This window comes from Methanocaldococcus indicus (assembly GCF_049554935.1).
Lineage (GTDB): Archaea > AGJL01 > Methanococci > Methanococcales > Methanocaldococcaceae > Methanocaldococcus > Methanocaldococcus indicus.
The window spans coordinates 822,473-837,578 of sequence record NZ_CP186926.1 but is presented as its reverse complement, the minus strand read 5'-3'; the positions used below and the strand labels follow the sequence as shown (position 1 = coordinate 837,578).

Annotated in this window: 24 protein-coding genes, 6 tRNA genes and 1 rRNA gene; 16 read left to right on the top strand and 15 right to left on the bottom strand. The window is 28.9% G+C overall.

The features are described 5' to 3' along the window. Positions 1–6: 6 nt before the first annotated feature. Together ACPB8Q_RS04785 and ACPB8Q_RS04780 are read right to left on the bottom strand one after the other, a co-directional pair. Complete coding sequence (locus ACPB8Q_RS04785; protein WP_423792042.1) at positions 7–768, bottom strand: ParA family protein; 762 nt, start codon at positions 766–768, stop codon at positions 7–9. Continuing rightward, complete coding sequence (locus ACPB8Q_RS04780) at positions 765–1,097, bottom strand: winged helix-turn-helix transcriptional regulator (protein ID WP_423792041.1); 333 nt, start codon at positions 1,095–1,097, stop codon at positions 765–767. Before ACPB8Q_RS04780 ends, ACPB8Q_RS04785 begins: the two co-directional genes overlap by 4 nt. A gap of 142 nt (positions 1,098–1,239) precedes the next feature. On the opposite strand from ACPB8Q_RS04780, the gene ACPB8Q_RS04775 reads away from it, so the two are divergent. Genes ACPB8Q_RS04775 through ACPB8Q_RS04765 form a run of 3 tightly spaced genes read left to right on the top strand, consistent with a single transcriptional unit; the run spans position 1,240 to position 3,102 of the window. Further along, positions 1,240–1,548, top strand: a complete 309-nt coding sequence (locus ACPB8Q_RS04775) for a UPF0058 family protein (protein WP_423792040.1) — start codon at positions 1,240–1,242, stop codon at positions 1,546–1,548. Between the two features lie 3 nt (positions 1,549–1,551). Further along, positions 1,552–2,478 carry a glutamine-hydrolyzing GMP synthase gene (gene guaA, locus ACPB8Q_RS04770; RefSeq protein WP_423792039.1) on the top strand — a complete coding sequence of 309 codons (927 nt, stop codon included), beginning with the start codon at positions 1,552–1,554 and terminating at the stop codon, positions 2,476–2,478. Positions 2,479–2,484: 6 nt separating this feature from the next. After that, positions 2,485–3,102, top strand: coding sequence for a fumarylacetoacetate hydrolase family protein (locus ACPB8Q_RS04765; protein ID WP_423792038.1), 618 nt, complete (start codon positions 2,485–2,487; stop codon positions 3,100–3,102). Here ACPB8Q_RS04765 and ribC read toward each other — a convergent pair. Both ribC and ACPB8Q_RS04755 read right to left on the bottom strand, forming a co-directional pair. Beyond that, positions 3,097–3,567 carry a riboflavin synthase gene (gene ribC / locus ACPB8Q_RS04760; protein WP_423792037.1) on the bottom strand — a complete coding sequence of 157 codons (471 nt, stop codon included), beginning with the start codon at positions 3,565–3,567 and terminating at the stop codon, positions 3,097–3,099. The genes ACPB8Q_RS04765 and ribC overlap by 6 nt on opposite strands. Positions 3,568–3,576: 9 nt before the next feature. Beyond that, entirely contained in the window at positions 3,577–4,647 is a 1,071-nt protein-coding gene (locus tag ACPB8Q_RS04755) for an NAD(P)-binding protein (RefSeq protein WP_423792036.1), read from the bottom strand. A 148-nt stretch (positions 4,648–4,795) separates the two neighbouring features. Here ACPB8Q_RS04755 and eif1A point away from each other — a divergent pair, with 148 nt between their 5' ends. The 3 genes from eif1A to ACPB8Q_RS04740 are packed head-to-tail and all read left to right on the top strand — an operon-like array spanning position 4,796 to position 6,941. Further along, positions 4,796–5,110 (top strand): translation initiation factor eIF-1A, encoded by a 315-nt coding sequence (gene eif1A, locus ACPB8Q_RS04750; RefSeq protein WP_423793412.1) that lies wholly within the window; start codon positions 4,796–4,798, stop codon positions 5,108–5,110. A 14-nt stretch (positions 5,111–5,124) separates the two neighbouring features. Next, on the top strand, positions 5,125–5,964 hold the full coding sequence (locus ACPB8Q_RS04745; protein ID WP_423792035.1) for a serine protein kinase RIO: 840 nt from the start codon (positions 5,125–5,127) through the stop codon (positions 5,962–5,964). Next, positions 5,961–6,941 carry a tRNA lysidine(34) synthetase gene (locus ACPB8Q_RS04740; protein ID WP_423792034.1) on the top strand — a complete coding sequence of 327 codons (981 nt, stop codon included), beginning with the start codon at positions 5,961–5,963 and terminating at the stop codon, positions 6,939–6,941. The genes ACPB8Q_RS04745 and ACPB8Q_RS04740 overlap by 4 nt, the downstream gene beginning before the upstream one ends. Positions 6,942–6,952: 11 nt before the next feature. Here the strand turns inward: ACPB8Q_RS04740 and ACPB8Q_RS04735 are convergent, their stop codons facing one another. The 6 genes from ACPB8Q_RS04735 to ACPB8Q_RS04710 form a co-directional block, all read right to left on the bottom strand. Beyond that, positions 6,953–7,135 carry a 30S ribosomal protein S27ae gene (locus ACPB8Q_RS04735; RefSeq protein WP_423792033.1) on the bottom strand — a complete coding sequence of 61 codons (183 nt, stop codon included), beginning with the start codon at positions 7,133–7,135 and terminating at the stop codon, positions 6,953–6,955. Continuing rightward, positions 7,136–7,435 (bottom strand): 30S ribosomal protein S24e, encoded by a 300-nt coding sequence (locus ACPB8Q_RS04730; RefSeq protein ID WP_423792032.1) that lies wholly within the window; start codon positions 7,433–7,435, stop codon positions 7,136–7,138. After that, positions 7,432–7,914: a GTP-dependent dephospho-CoA kinase family protein gene (locus tag ACPB8Q_RS04725; RefSeq protein ID WP_423792031.1), complete on the bottom strand. Its 483-nt coding sequence runs from the start codon at positions 7,912–7,914 to the stop codon at positions 7,432–7,434. The genes ACPB8Q_RS04730 and ACPB8Q_RS04725 overlap by 4 nt, the downstream gene beginning before the upstream one ends. A 6-nt stretch (positions 7,915–7,920) precedes the next feature. After that, the gene (gene spt4, locus ACPB8Q_RS04720) at positions 7,921–8,100 is read right to left on the bottom strand and encodes a transcription elongation factor subunit Spt4 (protein WP_423792030.1); all 180 of its coding nucleotides are present in this window, start codon (positions 8,098–8,100) and stop codon (positions 7,921–7,923) included. Further along, complete coding sequence (gene rpoE / locus ACPB8Q_RS04715) at positions 8,097–8,675, bottom strand: DNA-directed RNA polymerase (RefSeq protein ID WP_423792029.1); 579 nt, start codon at positions 8,673–8,675, stop codon at positions 8,097–8,099. The genes spt4 and rpoE overlap by 4 nt, the downstream gene beginning before the upstream one ends. A 75-nt stretch (positions 8,676–8,750) precedes the next feature. Further along, positions 8,751–8,829, bottom strand: a tRNA-Met gene (locus tag ACPB8Q_RS04710). A gap of 133 nt (positions 8,830–8,962) precedes the next feature. Between ACPB8Q_RS04710 and ACPB8Q_RS04705 the strand changes: the two genes are divergently transcribed. The 9 genes from ACPB8Q_RS04705 to ACPB8Q_RS04665 all read left to right on the top strand — a co-directional run bounded on the left by ACPB8Q_RS04705 (position 8,963) and on the right by ACPB8Q_RS04665 (position 11,843). Further along, positions 8,963–9,039, top strand: a tRNA-Thr gene (locus ACPB8Q_RS04705). Positions 9,040–9,069: 30 nt separating this feature from the next. After that, a tRNA-Pro gene (locus tag ACPB8Q_RS04700) sits at positions 9,070–9,147 on the top strand. 8 nt (positions 9,148–9,155) lie between these two features. Then, a tRNA-Tyr gene (locus ACPB8Q_RS04695) sits at positions 9,156–9,232 on the top strand. 58 nt (positions 9,233–9,290) lie between these two features. Next, a tRNA-Lys gene (locus tag ACPB8Q_RS04690) sits at positions 9,291–9,364 on the top strand. A gap of 9 nt (positions 9,365–9,373) precedes the next feature. After that, positions 9,374–9,488, top strand: a 5S ribosomal RNA gene (gene rrf / locus ACPB8Q_RS04685). Between the two features lie 29 nt (positions 9,489–9,517). Beyond that, positions 9,518–9,595, top strand: a tRNA-Asp gene (locus ACPB8Q_RS04680). Between the two features lie 45 nt (positions 9,596–9,640). Beyond that, positions 9,641–10,165, top strand: a complete 525-nt coding sequence (locus ACPB8Q_RS04675; protein ID WP_423792028.1) for a 4Fe-4S binding protein — start codon at positions 9,641–9,643, stop codon at positions 10,163–10,165. After that, positions 10,150–10,770: a DUF434 domain-containing protein gene (locus ACPB8Q_RS04670; RefSeq protein WP_423792027.1), complete on the top strand. Its 621-nt coding sequence runs from the start codon at positions 10,150–10,152 to the stop codon at positions 10,768–10,770. Before ACPB8Q_RS04675 ends, ACPB8Q_RS04670 begins: the two co-directional genes overlap by 16 nt. Next, positions 10,755–11,843 carry a site-2 protease family protein gene (locus tag ACPB8Q_RS04665; RefSeq protein ID WP_423792026.1) on the top strand — a complete coding sequence of 363 codons (1,089 nt, stop codon included), beginning with the start codon at positions 10,755–10,757 and terminating at the stop codon, positions 11,841–11,843. Before ACPB8Q_RS04670 ends, ACPB8Q_RS04665 begins: the two co-directional genes overlap by 16 nt. On the opposite strand, the gene ACPB8Q_RS04660 is transcribed toward ACPB8Q_RS04665, so the two are convergent. Together ACPB8Q_RS04660 and ACPB8Q_RS04655 are read right to left on the bottom strand one after the other, a co-directional pair. Further along, positions 11,840–12,544 carry a hypothetical protein gene (locus ACPB8Q_RS04660; protein WP_423792025.1) on the bottom strand — a complete coding sequence of 235 codons (705 nt, stop codon included), beginning with the start codon at positions 12,542–12,544 and terminating at the stop codon, positions 11,840–11,842. The genes ACPB8Q_RS04665 and ACPB8Q_RS04660 overlap by 4 nt on opposite strands. 14 nt (positions 12,545–12,558) lie before the next feature. Next, positions 12,559–13,269 (bottom strand): hypothetical protein, encoded by a 711-nt coding sequence (locus tag ACPB8Q_RS04655; protein ID WP_423792024.1) that lies wholly within the window; start codon positions 13,267–13,269, stop codon positions 12,559–12,561. A gap of 72 nt (positions 13,270–13,341) precedes the next feature. Here ACPB8Q_RS04655 and afpA point away from each other — a divergent pair, with 72 nt between their 5' ends. After that, positions 13,342–13,887, top strand: a complete 546-nt coding sequence (afpA, locus tag ACPB8Q_RS04650) for an archaeoflavoprotein AfpA (RefSeq protein WP_423793411.1) — start codon at positions 13,342–13,344, stop codon at positions 13,885–13,887. Here the strand turns inward: afpA and hjc are convergent. From hjc to ACPB8Q_RS04635, 3 genes are all read right to left on the bottom strand, one after another. After that, a complete protein-coding gene (hjc, locus tag ACPB8Q_RS04645; protein ID WP_423792023.1) occupies positions 13,880–14,236 on the bottom strand; it encodes a Holliday junction resolvase Hjc in 357 nt (118 codons plus the stop codon). The two genes, afpA and hjc, sit on opposite strands and share 8 nt — an antisense overlap. Beyond that, a complete protein-coding gene (locus ACPB8Q_RS04640; RefSeq protein WP_423792022.1) occupies positions 14,217–14,678 on the bottom strand; it encodes a methanogenesis marker 6 protein in 462 nt (153 codons plus the stop codon). The genes hjc and ACPB8Q_RS04640 overlap by 20 nt, the downstream gene beginning before the upstream one ends. A 62-nt stretch (positions 14,679–14,740) precedes the next feature. Continuing rightward, complete coding sequence (locus ACPB8Q_RS04635) at positions 14,741–14,995, bottom strand: MJ0307 family thioredoxin (protein WP_423792021.1); 255 nt, start codon at positions 14,993–14,995, stop codon at positions 14,741–14,743. Between the last annotated feature and the right edge of the window lie 111 nt (positions 14,996–15,106).

Here is a 15,106-nt window from a genome sequence, read left to right as displayed (position 1 = left end):
TCCTCCTTAGAATAAGATATTTTCATTTATCTTTTTTAAAACTTCTGGTAGGCCTCTTTTTTTGATATCTTCTAACTCCTCTAATTTATCTGCTATCTTATCTATTAATTTTCCAAAATCTCTACTGTATTTATATGGGATTATCTTCTTTTCATATGCCTGCTCTAAAACTAACAATTTTGGGATTGTTACAATACATTCAACCCCTAAAATTTTCTCAATATCCTTTATTATTGACTCTGGTATATTTCCAGCATTGTTTATAATAAATCCTGCTGGATTACATTCCAAATAATTCTTTCCAATAATCAAAGTATTTATTGCTCCCTGTAGGCTTGGAGATAATGCATTATAGTCAATAACAGGAATAAAGTAATCTGATAATCCTAATGAGATATATGTCTCTATCCCTGTTGAAGTAGCTGGTGCATCAATTAAGATATAGTCATAATCCAACTTACTCATCTCATCAACTAAATCTATATTTAAATTTACATAATCATCTAATGACTCTCCCATTAAAATAATGTCAATATTGTTGTATTTTGTTGGATAAATTGCCTTTTTTATATTTTCTTTTTTATTTATAACCTCTGATAGAGTATATTTTGGCTTAACATCAAATATATATGTTAATGATTTTGAACCAATATCACAATCAATTAAGAGGACTTTTTTATTTCTATTAGCTAATGCTAATGCCACATTAGCAGTTATTAGTGTCTTTCCAGTCCCTCCTTTTGCTATTCCAAATGTTATAATCTTCATTTGTTCTCACCTGAGGATATATCTCCAAGCATACTAACAATAATTTTAGGTAGTTTTACTTCTTCCCATCTTTTTTCCCATTCTATTATATACTCTATAATTTCTAATGCTTCTTCTCCTTTTTTTGTTAGGATATATTTATTTTGAATTTTTTTTATAAGACCTTCCCTTTCTAAGTCAGATAACCTCTCTGATAGTGTTCTTGTACTAAGATTTAAACCTTCAGAATCTAACTTATTCTTTATAAGTGTAAATGTATTAATTCCATCTTTAATTTTGTAAAGTACTTCAATACATCCTTTCTTCCCTACAATCTGAAAAAATGACATAATCACCACACAATTTATTATATTAAAGTTAAGGAATTTATTATATAAAGTTAATGGATAATTAGAAATTTTTAATTAACCGAAAAAATTATTAATTTTTGACATATATAGTTTAAGTCTAAAAATATTAAAGGTTATTCAAATGCATAAAGAGCAGCTAATGAGATTGCATCAATTCTTTATATATACTATAAATGAAATTGTTCCAGATGACTTTAAAGAATCTGATGACTGTAAAAAAATTTTAGAGTTGTATGAGAAATTAAATGTTAAGCCACACCACATATATAGATTAAAATGTGAGCAAAAAGCAGCTATTTTGTTGTTAGCTACTTGCTTAGCTAAATATCTATCAGAAGAGATAAATTGCCCAAAAAATTTAGCTGAAAAATTTGAAGAGAATGCTTTAAAACATTTAAAAGCATGTAGAGGAGATTTAAAGGAGGAATAAACTATGTTCAATCCAAAAGAATTTATAAATGAGAGTATAGAAGAAATAAAAAAACAAATAGGAAATAGGAAAGCAATAATTGCATTAAGTGGAGGAGTAGATAGTTCTGTTGCTGCTTTATTGACAAGTAAAGCAATTGGAGACAATTTAACAGCTGTTTTTGTTGATACTGGATTAATGAGAAAAGGTGAAAGAGAAGAGGTAGAAAAAGCTTTTAAAGATAAACTAAATTTAATTGTTATTGATGCAAAAGATAAATTTTTAGAAGCTTTAAAAGGAGTTAAGGACCCAGAAGAAAAAAGGAAGATTATTGGAGAACTCTTTATTAGAATTTTTGAAGAAGTAGCTAAGGATATTGGAGCAGAGGTTTTAGTTCAAGGGACTATTGCTCCGGATTGGATAGAAACAGAAGGGAAAATTAAGAGTCACCATAATATAGCTCTTCCATCTGGAATGGTTTTGGAAGTTGTTGAGCCATTGAGAGAACTTTATAAAGATGAAGTAAGAGTTTTAGCTAAGGAGTTAGGACTTCCTGATAGTATTGTTTATAGACAACCATTCCCTGGGCCAGGTTTGGCTGTTAGAGTTTTAGGAGAGATAACAGAAGAAAAATTAAACATTTGTAGAGAAGCTAATGCTATTGTTGAGGAAGAGGTAAAAAAAGCTGGGTTGGATAGAGAGTTATGGCAATACTTTGCTGCTGTATTAGATTGTAAAGCAACAGGTGTAAAAGGAGATGAAAGAGAATACAATTGGATAGTTGCTGTTAGAATGGTTAAATCCTTAGATGCTATGACTGCCCATGTTCCTGAGATTCCTTTTGATTTATTAAAAAAGATATCTAAAAGAATAACATCAGAAGTCCCAAATGTTGCAAGAGTTGTATTTGATATAACTGATAAACCACCAGCAACTATTGAATTTGAGTGAGCAAATATGGATATAAAGAAGATAAAGCCCACAAAAATTGTATGTGTTGGTTTAAACTATATAGACCATGCAAGAGAGTTGAATATGCCTATTCCAGATGAACCTGTTATCTTTTTAAAACCAACATCTTCAATAATTTATAATGAAGATTATATTATCTTACCTAAACAATCTAAAAGAGTTGATTATGAAGTAGAGTTGGCTTTTGTTGTTAAAGAGAAATGTAAAGATGTAAGTAAAGATGAAGCAGATAACTATATTTTAGGATATACTATATTAAATGATGTTACTGCAAGAGATTTACAGCAAAAAGATGGACAATGGACAAGAGCTAAGTCATTTGATACTTTTTGTCCAATTGGACCAATAATTAAGAAAGATATAAATCCAATGAATTTGAAAATAGAGTGTAGAGTTAATGGAGTAGTTAAACAAAGCTCCAACACAAAAAATATGATTTTTGATGTCTATGAACTTTTGGAGTTTGTTTCATCAATAATGACACTTTATCCAGGAGATATAATTTCTACTGGAACTCCCCCAGGAGTAGGAAAGTTAAATAAAGGCGATGTTGTGGAATGTTATATTGAAAATATAGGAATTTTAAGGAATTATGTTTTATAATCTTGCTGGTCCTGCATCTTCAAATCCTTGTCTCTCTCCTTTTCCTGCTTTTTTTGTTAAATACTCTGGTTTAAATAATAAATAATAAACATTTTCAGCATGTTCCTCTGCTCTTCTTTTAGCCAACCAATCTAACTCTTTATCATCCTTAGCTTCATCTTCATGCACAAAAACTTCAATTATATGTTTATTAGTTAATAATTGAGCAATAATAATCCCCATAGATGCCTCATGAGCACAAACTTTGTCTTTCTCAGCTTTTCCAGGCATACCTAATGCCATTACAATATCACAATTTTCCTCTTCTAATAAAATTTTACAAGCAACTGGTAAATCTTTAATCCCAGGAACTGTTTTTCTAATAATTTTTATATCTCCACTTAATTCTTTTAATTTTTTTATAGCAGCAGATGCCATATCAACTCTTGCAAATGTTGTATCAACTATTCCTACTTTTTTTCTCATTGACTCACCTTAAATAACTGATTTAACTAATATTTTAGCTGTTGATGTAAATGGTATATTAAAGTAGTATTGTAGTATTTTTGATATTGTAAAAATATTGAAATTACTAATGGATTTCTTCTCAACATCTAAATATTTGGACATTTTTAAAATTTCTTTTTTATATGCTATAAGAGCTTTTTCAAGTTCATATTTTTTTAGAGCTCTATATAATAAAAAAGATGAAATAATTGCGTAAGTATTACCATTACCAAAACAGTCAGTTAAACCTATACTCTCTCCAACTCCAAAAATATACCTATTTTTATATTTTCCACAAATAAATCCATTATCTATAAGATTTCCAGATATTTTAAATGTGCATCCACATATTCTTTCAAATTTTCCAAGTTTTTCATATCCATAATCTTCTAAATCCTTCCATAGTTTTATTTCATCATTTTCATACTGCATTGTACATATATGATATAGTCCATTTGAAACAGGATATATTCTATAATGATTAACTATATTGTATCCTTTCTTAATTTTGATATTGTCAAATATTACTCTATCAATATTTTTTAGAGATTTAACCAAAAACTGACATGTTCTTATGGTTTGTTCATATTTATTTGATTTTGGGATTAATATCTTAGCTGCTCCTGATGCATCTATTAAAACAGGTTCATCTAAATCAGATTTTGTTGTAGTTTCCCTAACTATCTTACCATCCAAAAGTTTAGTTACATACTTGTTAGATGCTAAAGAAACCTCTCTATGTATAATTACAGTTCTTGGTACTAAATCTTCAAGTAATTTTGATTTATCTACACAAAATATTTTTTTCTTGGGGTTTGTTATGATATCTTCAACTTGAATCTCATTAATTTCATTTGTCACATAGTCCTTAAAGTCAATACCACATTTTTTTAGAGAATATGTTATTAACCTATACTCTTTTTTGTTCATAAAAAATAATGAACTTTTACATCCTCTAACTAAAAGTGGCTCATAGATATTTATATTAAAACCTTCTCTTTTTAATAATGAATATATTACCGACCCAGACAATCCTGCTCCTACAATACCATATAGCATAGTATAATCCCCCATAACATCATTAAATTATTTATTTAATGACAAAAGTATTATCTTTAATAAATTAGAGAATACTTAGAGATATGAAATTAGTAGGTATAAATAATATAAAATATTTTCTAAAATACTAAAAAACAAAGTATGGGTGATAAACTTGGAACAACAGCAAGAACAACAAATTAGAGTGAGAATTCCAAATAAAGAGGAAAATGAGATTTTAGGTATAGTAGAGCAGATGTTAGGGGCAAGTAGAATGAGAGTAAGATGCTTAGATGGGAAAGTTAGATTAGCAAGAATTCCAGGAAGATTAAAGAGAAGAATATGGATAAAAGAGGGGGATATTGTTATTGTTAAACCTTGGGTAGTCCAAGGAGATGAAAAGTGTGATATTATTTGGAGATATACAAAAACACAAGTAGAATGGCTAAAAAGAAAAGGTTATTTAGATGAACTATTATTATAAACAAATTATTTAAGGTGTCTAATATAGACTATAATAAATTTTTAGATTTATTAACAAGAAAAGAAGAATTTAAAATAGACAAAGAATATCAAGAATTAATAGAAAGAGAAAGAAAATTTTTAGAAGAGTTAAAGACAGCTAATGAGATATTTGACAAAAGAACATTAATGAATCTATTTAATTTGTTAGTTGGTAAGCATTTAACTGAATATATAGGAATTATTAACTCTGGGAAGGAAGCTGTGGTAATAAAAGCAAGAAAAGGTAAATTTTATAGAGCTGTTAAGGTTTATAGAGTTGCTACTTGTGATTTTAAGACAATGAGTAAATACATCCAAGGAGACCCAAGATTTCATTTAAGGAAGAGTAGTAGAAGAATGATAATTCATGCATGGGTTGAAAAAGAATTTAGAAATTTAAAAAGAGCTTCAGAAATTATAAATGCACCTAAGGCCAGAGTTAGAAGAGAGAATATATTAGTTATGGATTTTGTGGGATATAGAGGAGTTCCAGCTCCAAAATTAAAAGAGGTTGAAGTTGATTGGAATAGGTTTTATAAAATTATTGAGGAAAGTATGATTAAACTCTATCAAGAGGGGGAACTTGTCCATGGAGATTTAAGTGAATACAACATATTAGTTAAAGATGATGAACCAGTTTTTATTGATTTCTCTCAAAGTGTTGTTATTCAACATCCATTAGCAAATCCTTTGTTGATTAGAGATTGTATTAATATAACTAACTTCTTTAAAAGAAAGGGAGTTAATTGTAATTATAGGGAATTATATAAAAAGATAACAAATAAAGATATAAATCCAGTTGATGAGGGATTATTAAAACAGGGAATATTATGAATATTAAAGAGTTAAAAAAATATATAAATCCATTTTTTATAACTCTCAGAAAAGATAAGATAATAATAAATAATAAGAGATATGCCAAACTTTCAAAAACAAAAAAACAAAAAATTGAAGAAATATTTAATATCCCAGTTGTCTATTCAAGAGCTTATGAATATATTTCTACAAAAGTTGGAAGATTTATAACAAAAAATAAACTTCTATCTCCAAGAGATATTATTTTAGTTGGATATAGTGGAGGAAAAGATAGTTTAATTCTTTTGCATCTTTTAGAGTGCTATAAAAGAAAAATGGGTATTAAGATTTATGCAGTAACAGTAGATGTAAATATTGGTGGAGTTAGACCTTGGAATAAAGAAGGTATAGAGAAAATTAAAGAGCATTGTGATATGTTAGATATTCCTTTAATAGTTTTAAAATCTGATTTAGATGTTGTTTATCTTTCTGAGTTATTGACTAAATACTCCAAAGGAATGGAATTTTCTCCATGTTTCTCTTGCTCAATTATAAAAAGATACTTAATAGGGAAGTTTGCCAAAGAACTTGCTGAGAAAGAAAATATTCCCTATGAAAAAATAAAGATTGCTTATGGACATAATTTAGATGATAACTCTGATACAATATTATCCAATTTATTTAAAGGAGAAAGAATTAAAATGATGAAACCTATAACAAAATTTAATAAAAGAGTTGTAGATTTTAAAGAATTAAAGTTAGAGTTAGAGGAATGCACAATAATAAGACCTCTTCTCCCAATTTTAGAGAGGGATATATATAAAGCATTAGATGAGTGTAGAATAGAATACTACAAAGATAAAGAAGTGTGCCCATATAGTAGAGAAAGAGGAGATAGTATAAGAAGAAGATGCCATGAAATCTTAGATAGTTTAGAAAAAGAAATTCCTAACATTAGAGAGATGGTTGTTAGTTCAGCTATAAAGACTATAGAATATTATAAAAAAGAAGATTAGAAAAATTTATTTTATTCTGATTTTTGTGGTTGTTTCCATTCCATATATCCACATCTTCCACAAGAGTATCTATTTAAATGTTCTGCTAAAAATACTCCTGGACCACATTTTGGACAGAATCTTTTTAATCTTACAACTTTGTCTCCTTCTACTTTGTAGTATTTATATTTAGCTGTCTTTTTACCTTTTGTCATTTATTCTTCACCTTCTTTTTCTTCAATTAGTCCATTTTTTCTTAAAATGTGTTCTCTTTCTATAAATCTTAACATATCTTCTGAGTCATACAATTTTGCATAACCTCTTGCTCTTTGCATTCCTGTCTCTTCTACAATTTTCTCAACAACTAATAAATTTTTATCTGCATTTAACATAGCAGCTAACTTATCTCTAACTTCCATAAATTTAGGTGTTGCTCCATCATGGTCAATATAAAATCTTACTTCTGTTCTCTTTAACAATGGATTGTATCTTTTTGATATAATGTTTATAATCATTTACTCACCTTTTCAAATTTTTTTAAGATATTATCAACTTTGTTTTTTATGTTTTTGTCAATTTTCATAACTACTACTCCTTCATCAGGAAGTCCATAAAGGACATAATCTCCTTCAGGAAAATATTTTATAACTATCAAAGTTAATAAATCTTCTTCACCATCTACAACAATAGCATAGTTTTTAATAGATTTATTAGATAAATATTTAACTTTTTCTATTGCTTCATCAGATATATATCCAGGAGGATTTTTTATATAATATACTTTATCAAACTTATGATTTATCTTAATGGGGATGTTTCTTTTAGTTTTAAAGTCAATTATTGCCAATTTTGGAATTATATTTTTCTCAATTAATGTTTTTGTTACTACATCTCCAACTGTTATTATATCTCCATTTAATAATGGAATATCTCTATAAACATCCCCAAAAGGTTTCTTTAATTCTTCTCTTAAACTATTTGGTAACTTTAACATAGTCTTTTATTCCTTCACAGTTATAGCATAACTTCCTTTAATGCTTATTTTAGCTTTTTTAGCTATTTCAGATTTTTCTGGATTTAATACAATAATTAGTCCTGTCCAGTTATCACTTGTTGGAGCTCCACATATAGGACATTCTTCTTCATTTGTTAAATACTTACATCTTAAACAAGCTTTCAATTTTTCACCTTAGTTGTTTCTTTTTCTCTTTTTCTTTTTTCTTCTTCTATCCATTCTAATTTTCCAAGATATGGCTGTCTCATTGTTAATGCTATCTTACTACCTCTCTTTCTTTCAGGTTTTAAACTAATTGCCACAATTCTTGCTCTTACTTTATCTCCAATCTCTAATACTTTTCCAGTCTCTTTACCAATTATTGCTTCTCTTTTAGGGTCATAACTAACATAATCATCCATTATTTGAGAGACATGAACTAATCCATCTAATGGACCTAGTCTAACAAAAGCTCCAAATTCTACAATATCTACAACCTCTCCTTCAATTAACTCATACATCTTAGGAACATATACTAAAACTTCAAACTCTACAGGATGATATGCAGCTCCATCTCCATGAACTACTTTCCCATCTCCAATATTATTTACATCAACAATAGACAAAATAAAACCAACATCTTTATCCAATCTACCTTCATATTTTTCAATTAAAATAGATTTAACTGTCTCCTTTAAATCATTCCCAAACTTAGAGGGAGGAACTCTAACAACATCTAAAATCTTTAATATTTTATACACTATCTCACCTTAATTTAGATATAAAAAAACAACAAAAAAGTTGAATTTAATAAAAAATTTATAAAAAGAAAAAAATGGTAGCGGGGGGAGGATTTGAACCTCCGATCTCCGGGTTATGAGCCCGGCGGGATGGACCTGGCTACCCCACCCCGCTTCATAAAAGAGCATTCTATATATATCAGAAAAGGGGTATATAAACTTTACTGAATATTATTTCAAATATAAGAATTAATTGATTATAGAAAAATTTATATATGAGTTTCGTATTTTAATTATTACGCAAGTGAGCCTCGGTGGCTCAGCCTGGTAGAGCGCCTGACTTGTAATCAGGTGGTCGGGGGTTCAAATCCCCCCCGGGGCTCCATTTATATAATATTAGGTTTTCCTTGCCAGAGGGCCTGTGGGGTAGCCTGGTCTATCCTTTGGGATTTGGGATCCTGAGACCCCAGTTCAAATCTGGGCAGGCCCACCATTTTAAGTCCGGCGGTAGTTCAGCCTGGTAGAACGGGGGACTGTAGATCCCCATGTCGCTGGTTCAAATCCGGCCCGCCGGACCACTTCAAAACCGTAAAGTATATATATGAGTTATAGGTATATTATTACTCCACCTTAATTGGGCCCGTAGCTCAGCCTGGCAGAGCGCCTGGCTTTTAACCAGGTGGTCGGGGGTTCAAATCCCCTCGGGCCCGCTTCACTGGCACGGCGGCCATAGCGGGGGTGCCACACCCGGACCCATTCCGAACCCGGAAGTTAAGCCCCCCAGCGATGCCCCGAGTACTGCCATCTGGCGGGAAAGGGGCGACGCCGCCGGCCACTATTTAAGGTTTATCCTTGGCTTTTGAGCCCTGGTGGTGTAGCCCGGCCTATCATACGGGACTGTCACTCCCGTGACTCGGGTTCAAATCCCGGCCAGGGCGCCATTTTATTATATAAATATATATTTATTGTTTTATATATGTGGAAATATGAAAATAAAGGACATAATTAAATATCTATTTTTTAATGATAATAAAAATTTTTCAAAAACTAAAAAAGTTGAATTAAATAACTGTATAGGTTGTGGATTATGTGTTAAAGTGTGCCAAACTGAAGCAATAACTATTTTTAAATTTAGGAGTTATATTTGTGAGTGTTGTGGAATTTGTGTAGAGATATGTCCGGCTATAAATAAGAATAGATTTGATATAAATGAGGAACTGTGCAAAAAATGTGGAATATGTGCATTATTTTGTCCAATCCCAGTTATAAAAAATGAAATTCCTAAACCAAAAACTCCTGTTATATTAAAAGATAGATGTAAAAATTGTGGTTTATGCTATTGCAAATATAGAGAAGAAGGAAAATGTAAATTATGTTTAGAGTGTATAGAAAAATGTCCTAATCAAGCTATTTTATCTCCTAAGGAGTTTATAGATAGATGTATAATAAAGGTAGATGTTGATAGCTGTATATTTTGTTATGACTGTGAAGAGGTATGTCCAATAAAATAGAGGATGCAAAAAAAGACTTTAAATATTTGATTGATAGAGGATATAAAAAAAAGGTTGCTATTAACTTTGTAGGAAATCATTATAAATTAACAAAAGAAGAAAGAGATAAAATTTTAAGGTCTATACATACAGATGAAGAGATAAAGATAACTAAGAAAAAACTAACAAAATTAGAGGATGTAGATAACTTAGCTATTGATGGATTTAATGTATTAATAACTATAAAAGCTCTTTTGGCTGGTAGAGCTTTTTTGTGTGATGATAACATATATAGAGATTTAGAGAGAGGTAAGTATAAAATTTCAGATTTTCTAAAAGTTATAGATATTTTGTCAGATATTTTAAAAGATAAGATAAGAGATAAAAAGGTTGAGGTTTATTTAGATGCTCAAAAATCAAGAAGTGGAGATTTAGCAAAAATTTTAAAGGAGAGAGGTTTTAATGTTTTTTGTGTAAAAAATGTGGATTATATACTTAAAAATAAAGAAGTTGTTGCTACATCAGACAGTATTATAATAAAGAGTGAAAATGTAAAAAAGGTTGTAGATTTAGCTAAGGAAGTTAAAGATTACTTAAATGGTGGTTTTAGGTGTATTCAAAAATAATTTTAATATTAGCTATTGTACTATGGCTTATAATGTATAGTATAAGAGAAAAAATAAATTTAAAGGTGTATGGAGGAATATTTGGAATATTAAAGACAAAAATAGGTTTAGAGTTAATAGATTACTTAGGAAAATTTAAGATTTGGAAAAAAATAGGTATATACTTAGTTCCAATAGCTGGAATTTTAGGATTTTATATGCTTATAAATCTGATATTTTTTATAGTTAATTTAGTCTCAGGAGCAGTTCCAAAAGATAGTGCTAAACCAATTATCTTTTTATTTGGTAATGTAATCCCATGGATTCCAGGATTGATAGGAATAACAATAGCTATAACTATACATGAATTAGCACATGGTGTATTTGCAAAATCTTATAATGTAAATGTTAAAAGCACAGGGCTAATATTTTTATTAGGATTTCCATTAGGAGCTTTTGTAGAGTTAGATGATAAATTTAAAGAAATAAATAAAAAAATTAGAGGAGTTATAGCAGCTGCTGGACCTATGGCAAATATGTTATTGTTTATTATAGTTATGTTGCTATTGCCAATATCTTACAATCTACCAGCAGAGATAAAAGTTGTAAAAACAGATTATAATGCTAAAAATTTCTTAAAAAAAGGAGATATTATATATCAAATTGGAAATATAAAAATTAATAATTTAGAAGATTTTAAAAAAGCTGCAAAAACATTAGAACCAAATAAAGAATATATTGTTAAAGTTATAAGGGATGGAAAAATTTTCGAATATAATATAAAAACAAATGATAAAGGAAAATTGGGAATATATGTAACTGTATCAGGATGGATATCTTACTTAGTAAATACATTATATTGGACATATATGTTTAACTTTTTATTAGCTTTATTTAATCTTCTTCCTGCTAAACCATTGGATGGATATTTTGTTTGGACAGCTATACCAGAGTTGTTTAAAGATAGTAAATATAAAATAGTAAGTAGATTAGGAATATTTTTAGAATATTTAATAAATGAGAGAACTCTTAATTCAATAACAATGATTATATGGTGGATAATCTTAGGAAGTATTATCTACTCAATGTTTTAAATATCTTCTATATCAGTTATTATATAGTTCCCCTCTTTTCCTTCAAATCCTCTAACTAAAAATGTTTTTGCATGGAGCTTATATACAATTCTCCTAATAGTATCATCAATTCCATACTCTTCTAATAAATCAATTACATTTGGAATAATTTTTTCTAATGTGTTGTGAGGCATATAAAACCTATTTGAAGATGTTCCAAAATGTATCTTTCCAAATACCTTTATTTTAACATCTACATCATCAGGAGATATTTCTTCACAGTTCTTACAGATATATACTAAACCTCTTGGTTTTATTTTTGGCTCAACAATTGACTTACATGTTTTGCAGTAGTAATTTACATATATATTTTGTAAAGAAATCTCCAAAATTCCTGGAATTTTTATATCTAATGGTTGTCCTCTGTTAAATAGCTCTTCATCTGGAATTGGAGGAATCTCTTTTGGTAGATGTTCTCCTTTTATATCTCTTTCAATAATTCTGATACTTTTATCATCTGTTACTCTTCCAAAGATTTTATAATATTTTCCTTTTTCTAAGGGAACATTAGTTATAAAATTAGCTATTCCATCTTTATCTACCATACTTCCAGTATAGAATATAGACCCTTCATCAGTTTCTCTTTCTCTAATATCTAAGATTTTAACTTTTGTTATAATTTGTGCTCCAGGATGAAGCTCATTGAGTTTTCCTAATACCATAAATATCAACCTTTTTATTCCTCTATTATAATTTCATTTTCTTCTTTACTTTGCTCTTCTCCAAATAATTCTGGTAGTTTTGGTTTTATAACCTCTTCAACAAATTTCTTATGAACTATATACTCCTTAGGTTGAACTATAACAGGTAAATCATTTAATGATAGTGTAATAGCTTTTCTTTTAACACCTTCTTCTGTCTCAAATTCCATATATCCAAATCTAACAAAACCTCTTATAAACATCCCATTATATATATCTGGATTTGCTTTAATTCCAAATAATCTAACTCTTCCCCAACCATATCCATCAAATACTCTAAATATTGTGTAATCTTTTCCAGTTGTAGTTTTTTTATGTTGAATTCCAACAACAATAGCAGTTATAATCCCTCTTTGGATAGGAATTCCTTTTATATCTAAATATGTTATTCTTTCATCTTCCTCATCTATTCTTTTAACATACTCCCCTCTACATAATGATAAAGGGATAGGAACAGATGTTCTCATCTCAGTACCTTTAACAATTTTTAAATCATCTAAATTACCTACAAATCTAAACTCTTTCTTTGGAAATGGTTCATAATAACCTAAGATAGATTCATAATCATCAGCAGATACTTTTAGATATGTCTCTTCTAATTCTTCTACACCTTCATCAGTATAGACAGTTGAGTATCTAACTATTTCATATCCATCTTCATAAATTTTAATTCCATACTTTGCCATAACAAATCACCTTAATATAAAATACTTTATGAGGATTATTATATATAACATTTAAAGATATTAAAAGGTGGAATATTGAGAATAGCTTGGTGTATAACTGGATGTGGAGATAAACTACCAGAAGTTGTAGATTTGATGATAAAGTTAAAGAAAAAATATAATTTAGATGTAGATGTTTATCTTTCAAAGAATGCAAAAGTTGTAGTTAAGTGGTATAAACTTTGGAATAAGTTAGAGGAAGAATTTGGTAAAATAAAAGTTGAGATTGATTCTAATGCTCCATTTTTAGCTGGAAAGTTACAAACAGGGAAGTATGATATCTTATTGGTTGCTCCTGCAACAGCTAATACAACAGCTAAAATAGCTCATGGAATAGCAGATACTTTAATAACAAATTCAGTTGCACAAGCAATGAAAGTCAGAATGCCTGTCTATATATTTCCACCTGATAATAAAGAGGGAGAATTAACCACTCTCTTACCCAATGGTAAAACTCTAACTCTATATATTAGGAAGATAGATGTTGAGAATGTGAATAAACTTAGAGAGATGGAAGGGATAGAGGTTTTGGAAAAAGTAGAAGATATAGAAAAAGCTATTTTAAACCATATTAAATAATATTTTCAATAGATAGAGTATATAAAAAATCTTCACTAATAGCATAACTCTTTTTGTTGTTGTTCTCTAAAATATAGGGATTTATAAAAAAGATTTTTTTGTTAATTTTTATAGCTAAATATGGAATTCCTCCAAAAATTTCAGAAAAGTTTATTAATTTTTCAACATCTTCTTTTTGCACATATATCTTCTCTTTATTTGTAGATTTGCATTCAAATATTAATATTCTTCCATTTTTTCCAGCAATTAAATCCACTCCTTTACTTCCAGCACTTCTAACAACAGCATAACCATAACTTTCTAATATAGTTTTTAGTTCTCTTTCAAATCTACTTCCTCTCTTGTACATATTTTTCAACAATCATTTTAAATTTATCTACTGGAAGATACTTCTCTTCTTTTATTAATTTTCTTTCCTTTTCTAAAATCTCATTTAAATCTTTTAGTCCATTTTTATCTATATCATCCAAAGCTAAACCTAAATATGATAAAACACTCTGTTCTGCTTCTAACTGGTGAAATCCTTCTCTTGGACCTCCTCCTCTAAAAGCTCTACATCTTCTTTTATCCCAAATAGGATAACCCCTATCTCTGCAAAATATTCTATTTCTTTCAAAATCTCTAATTTTTTGAGCTAATTCATCAACTAAATCCCAATCTCCCTCAATATAACAACCAAAACAAGTTTCTTTAACATCTACTGGAAGTTTTAATGAATTTATATATCTAACCAATCTCCCAGGAGTGGTTAAAGCATTATCTGCTAAAACAATTGCCTTTGTTTTTTTCATATTCTCACAAAAATTAATTTTTAAATTTAAAAATAATATATTTATGTTTATATTATAATTTTTTATAATCTCTTTTTGATAGCTTCAATTAATGCCTCTTTTGTAGGAGCACCTATAAATTCAACTTCACCATTAATAACAATTGTAGGAACTGCCATTATCCCATATTCCATAGCTTTTTGAGGATTTTCCATAACATTTATATATTCAACTTCAACATCAGGGATTTCACTTACAACTTCTTCAACTACTCTCTTAGCAGCTGGACAATGAGGACACATTGGTGAAGTAAATAATTCTATCTTAACCTTTGCCATATACAACACCTCAGATATTTGTAAATAATCTTTTAAGTAATTTATCATTACATAAATACTTTTAATACTTTACTTATTAGTTTGTTAAATATCTATCAAATCTTAAAAATG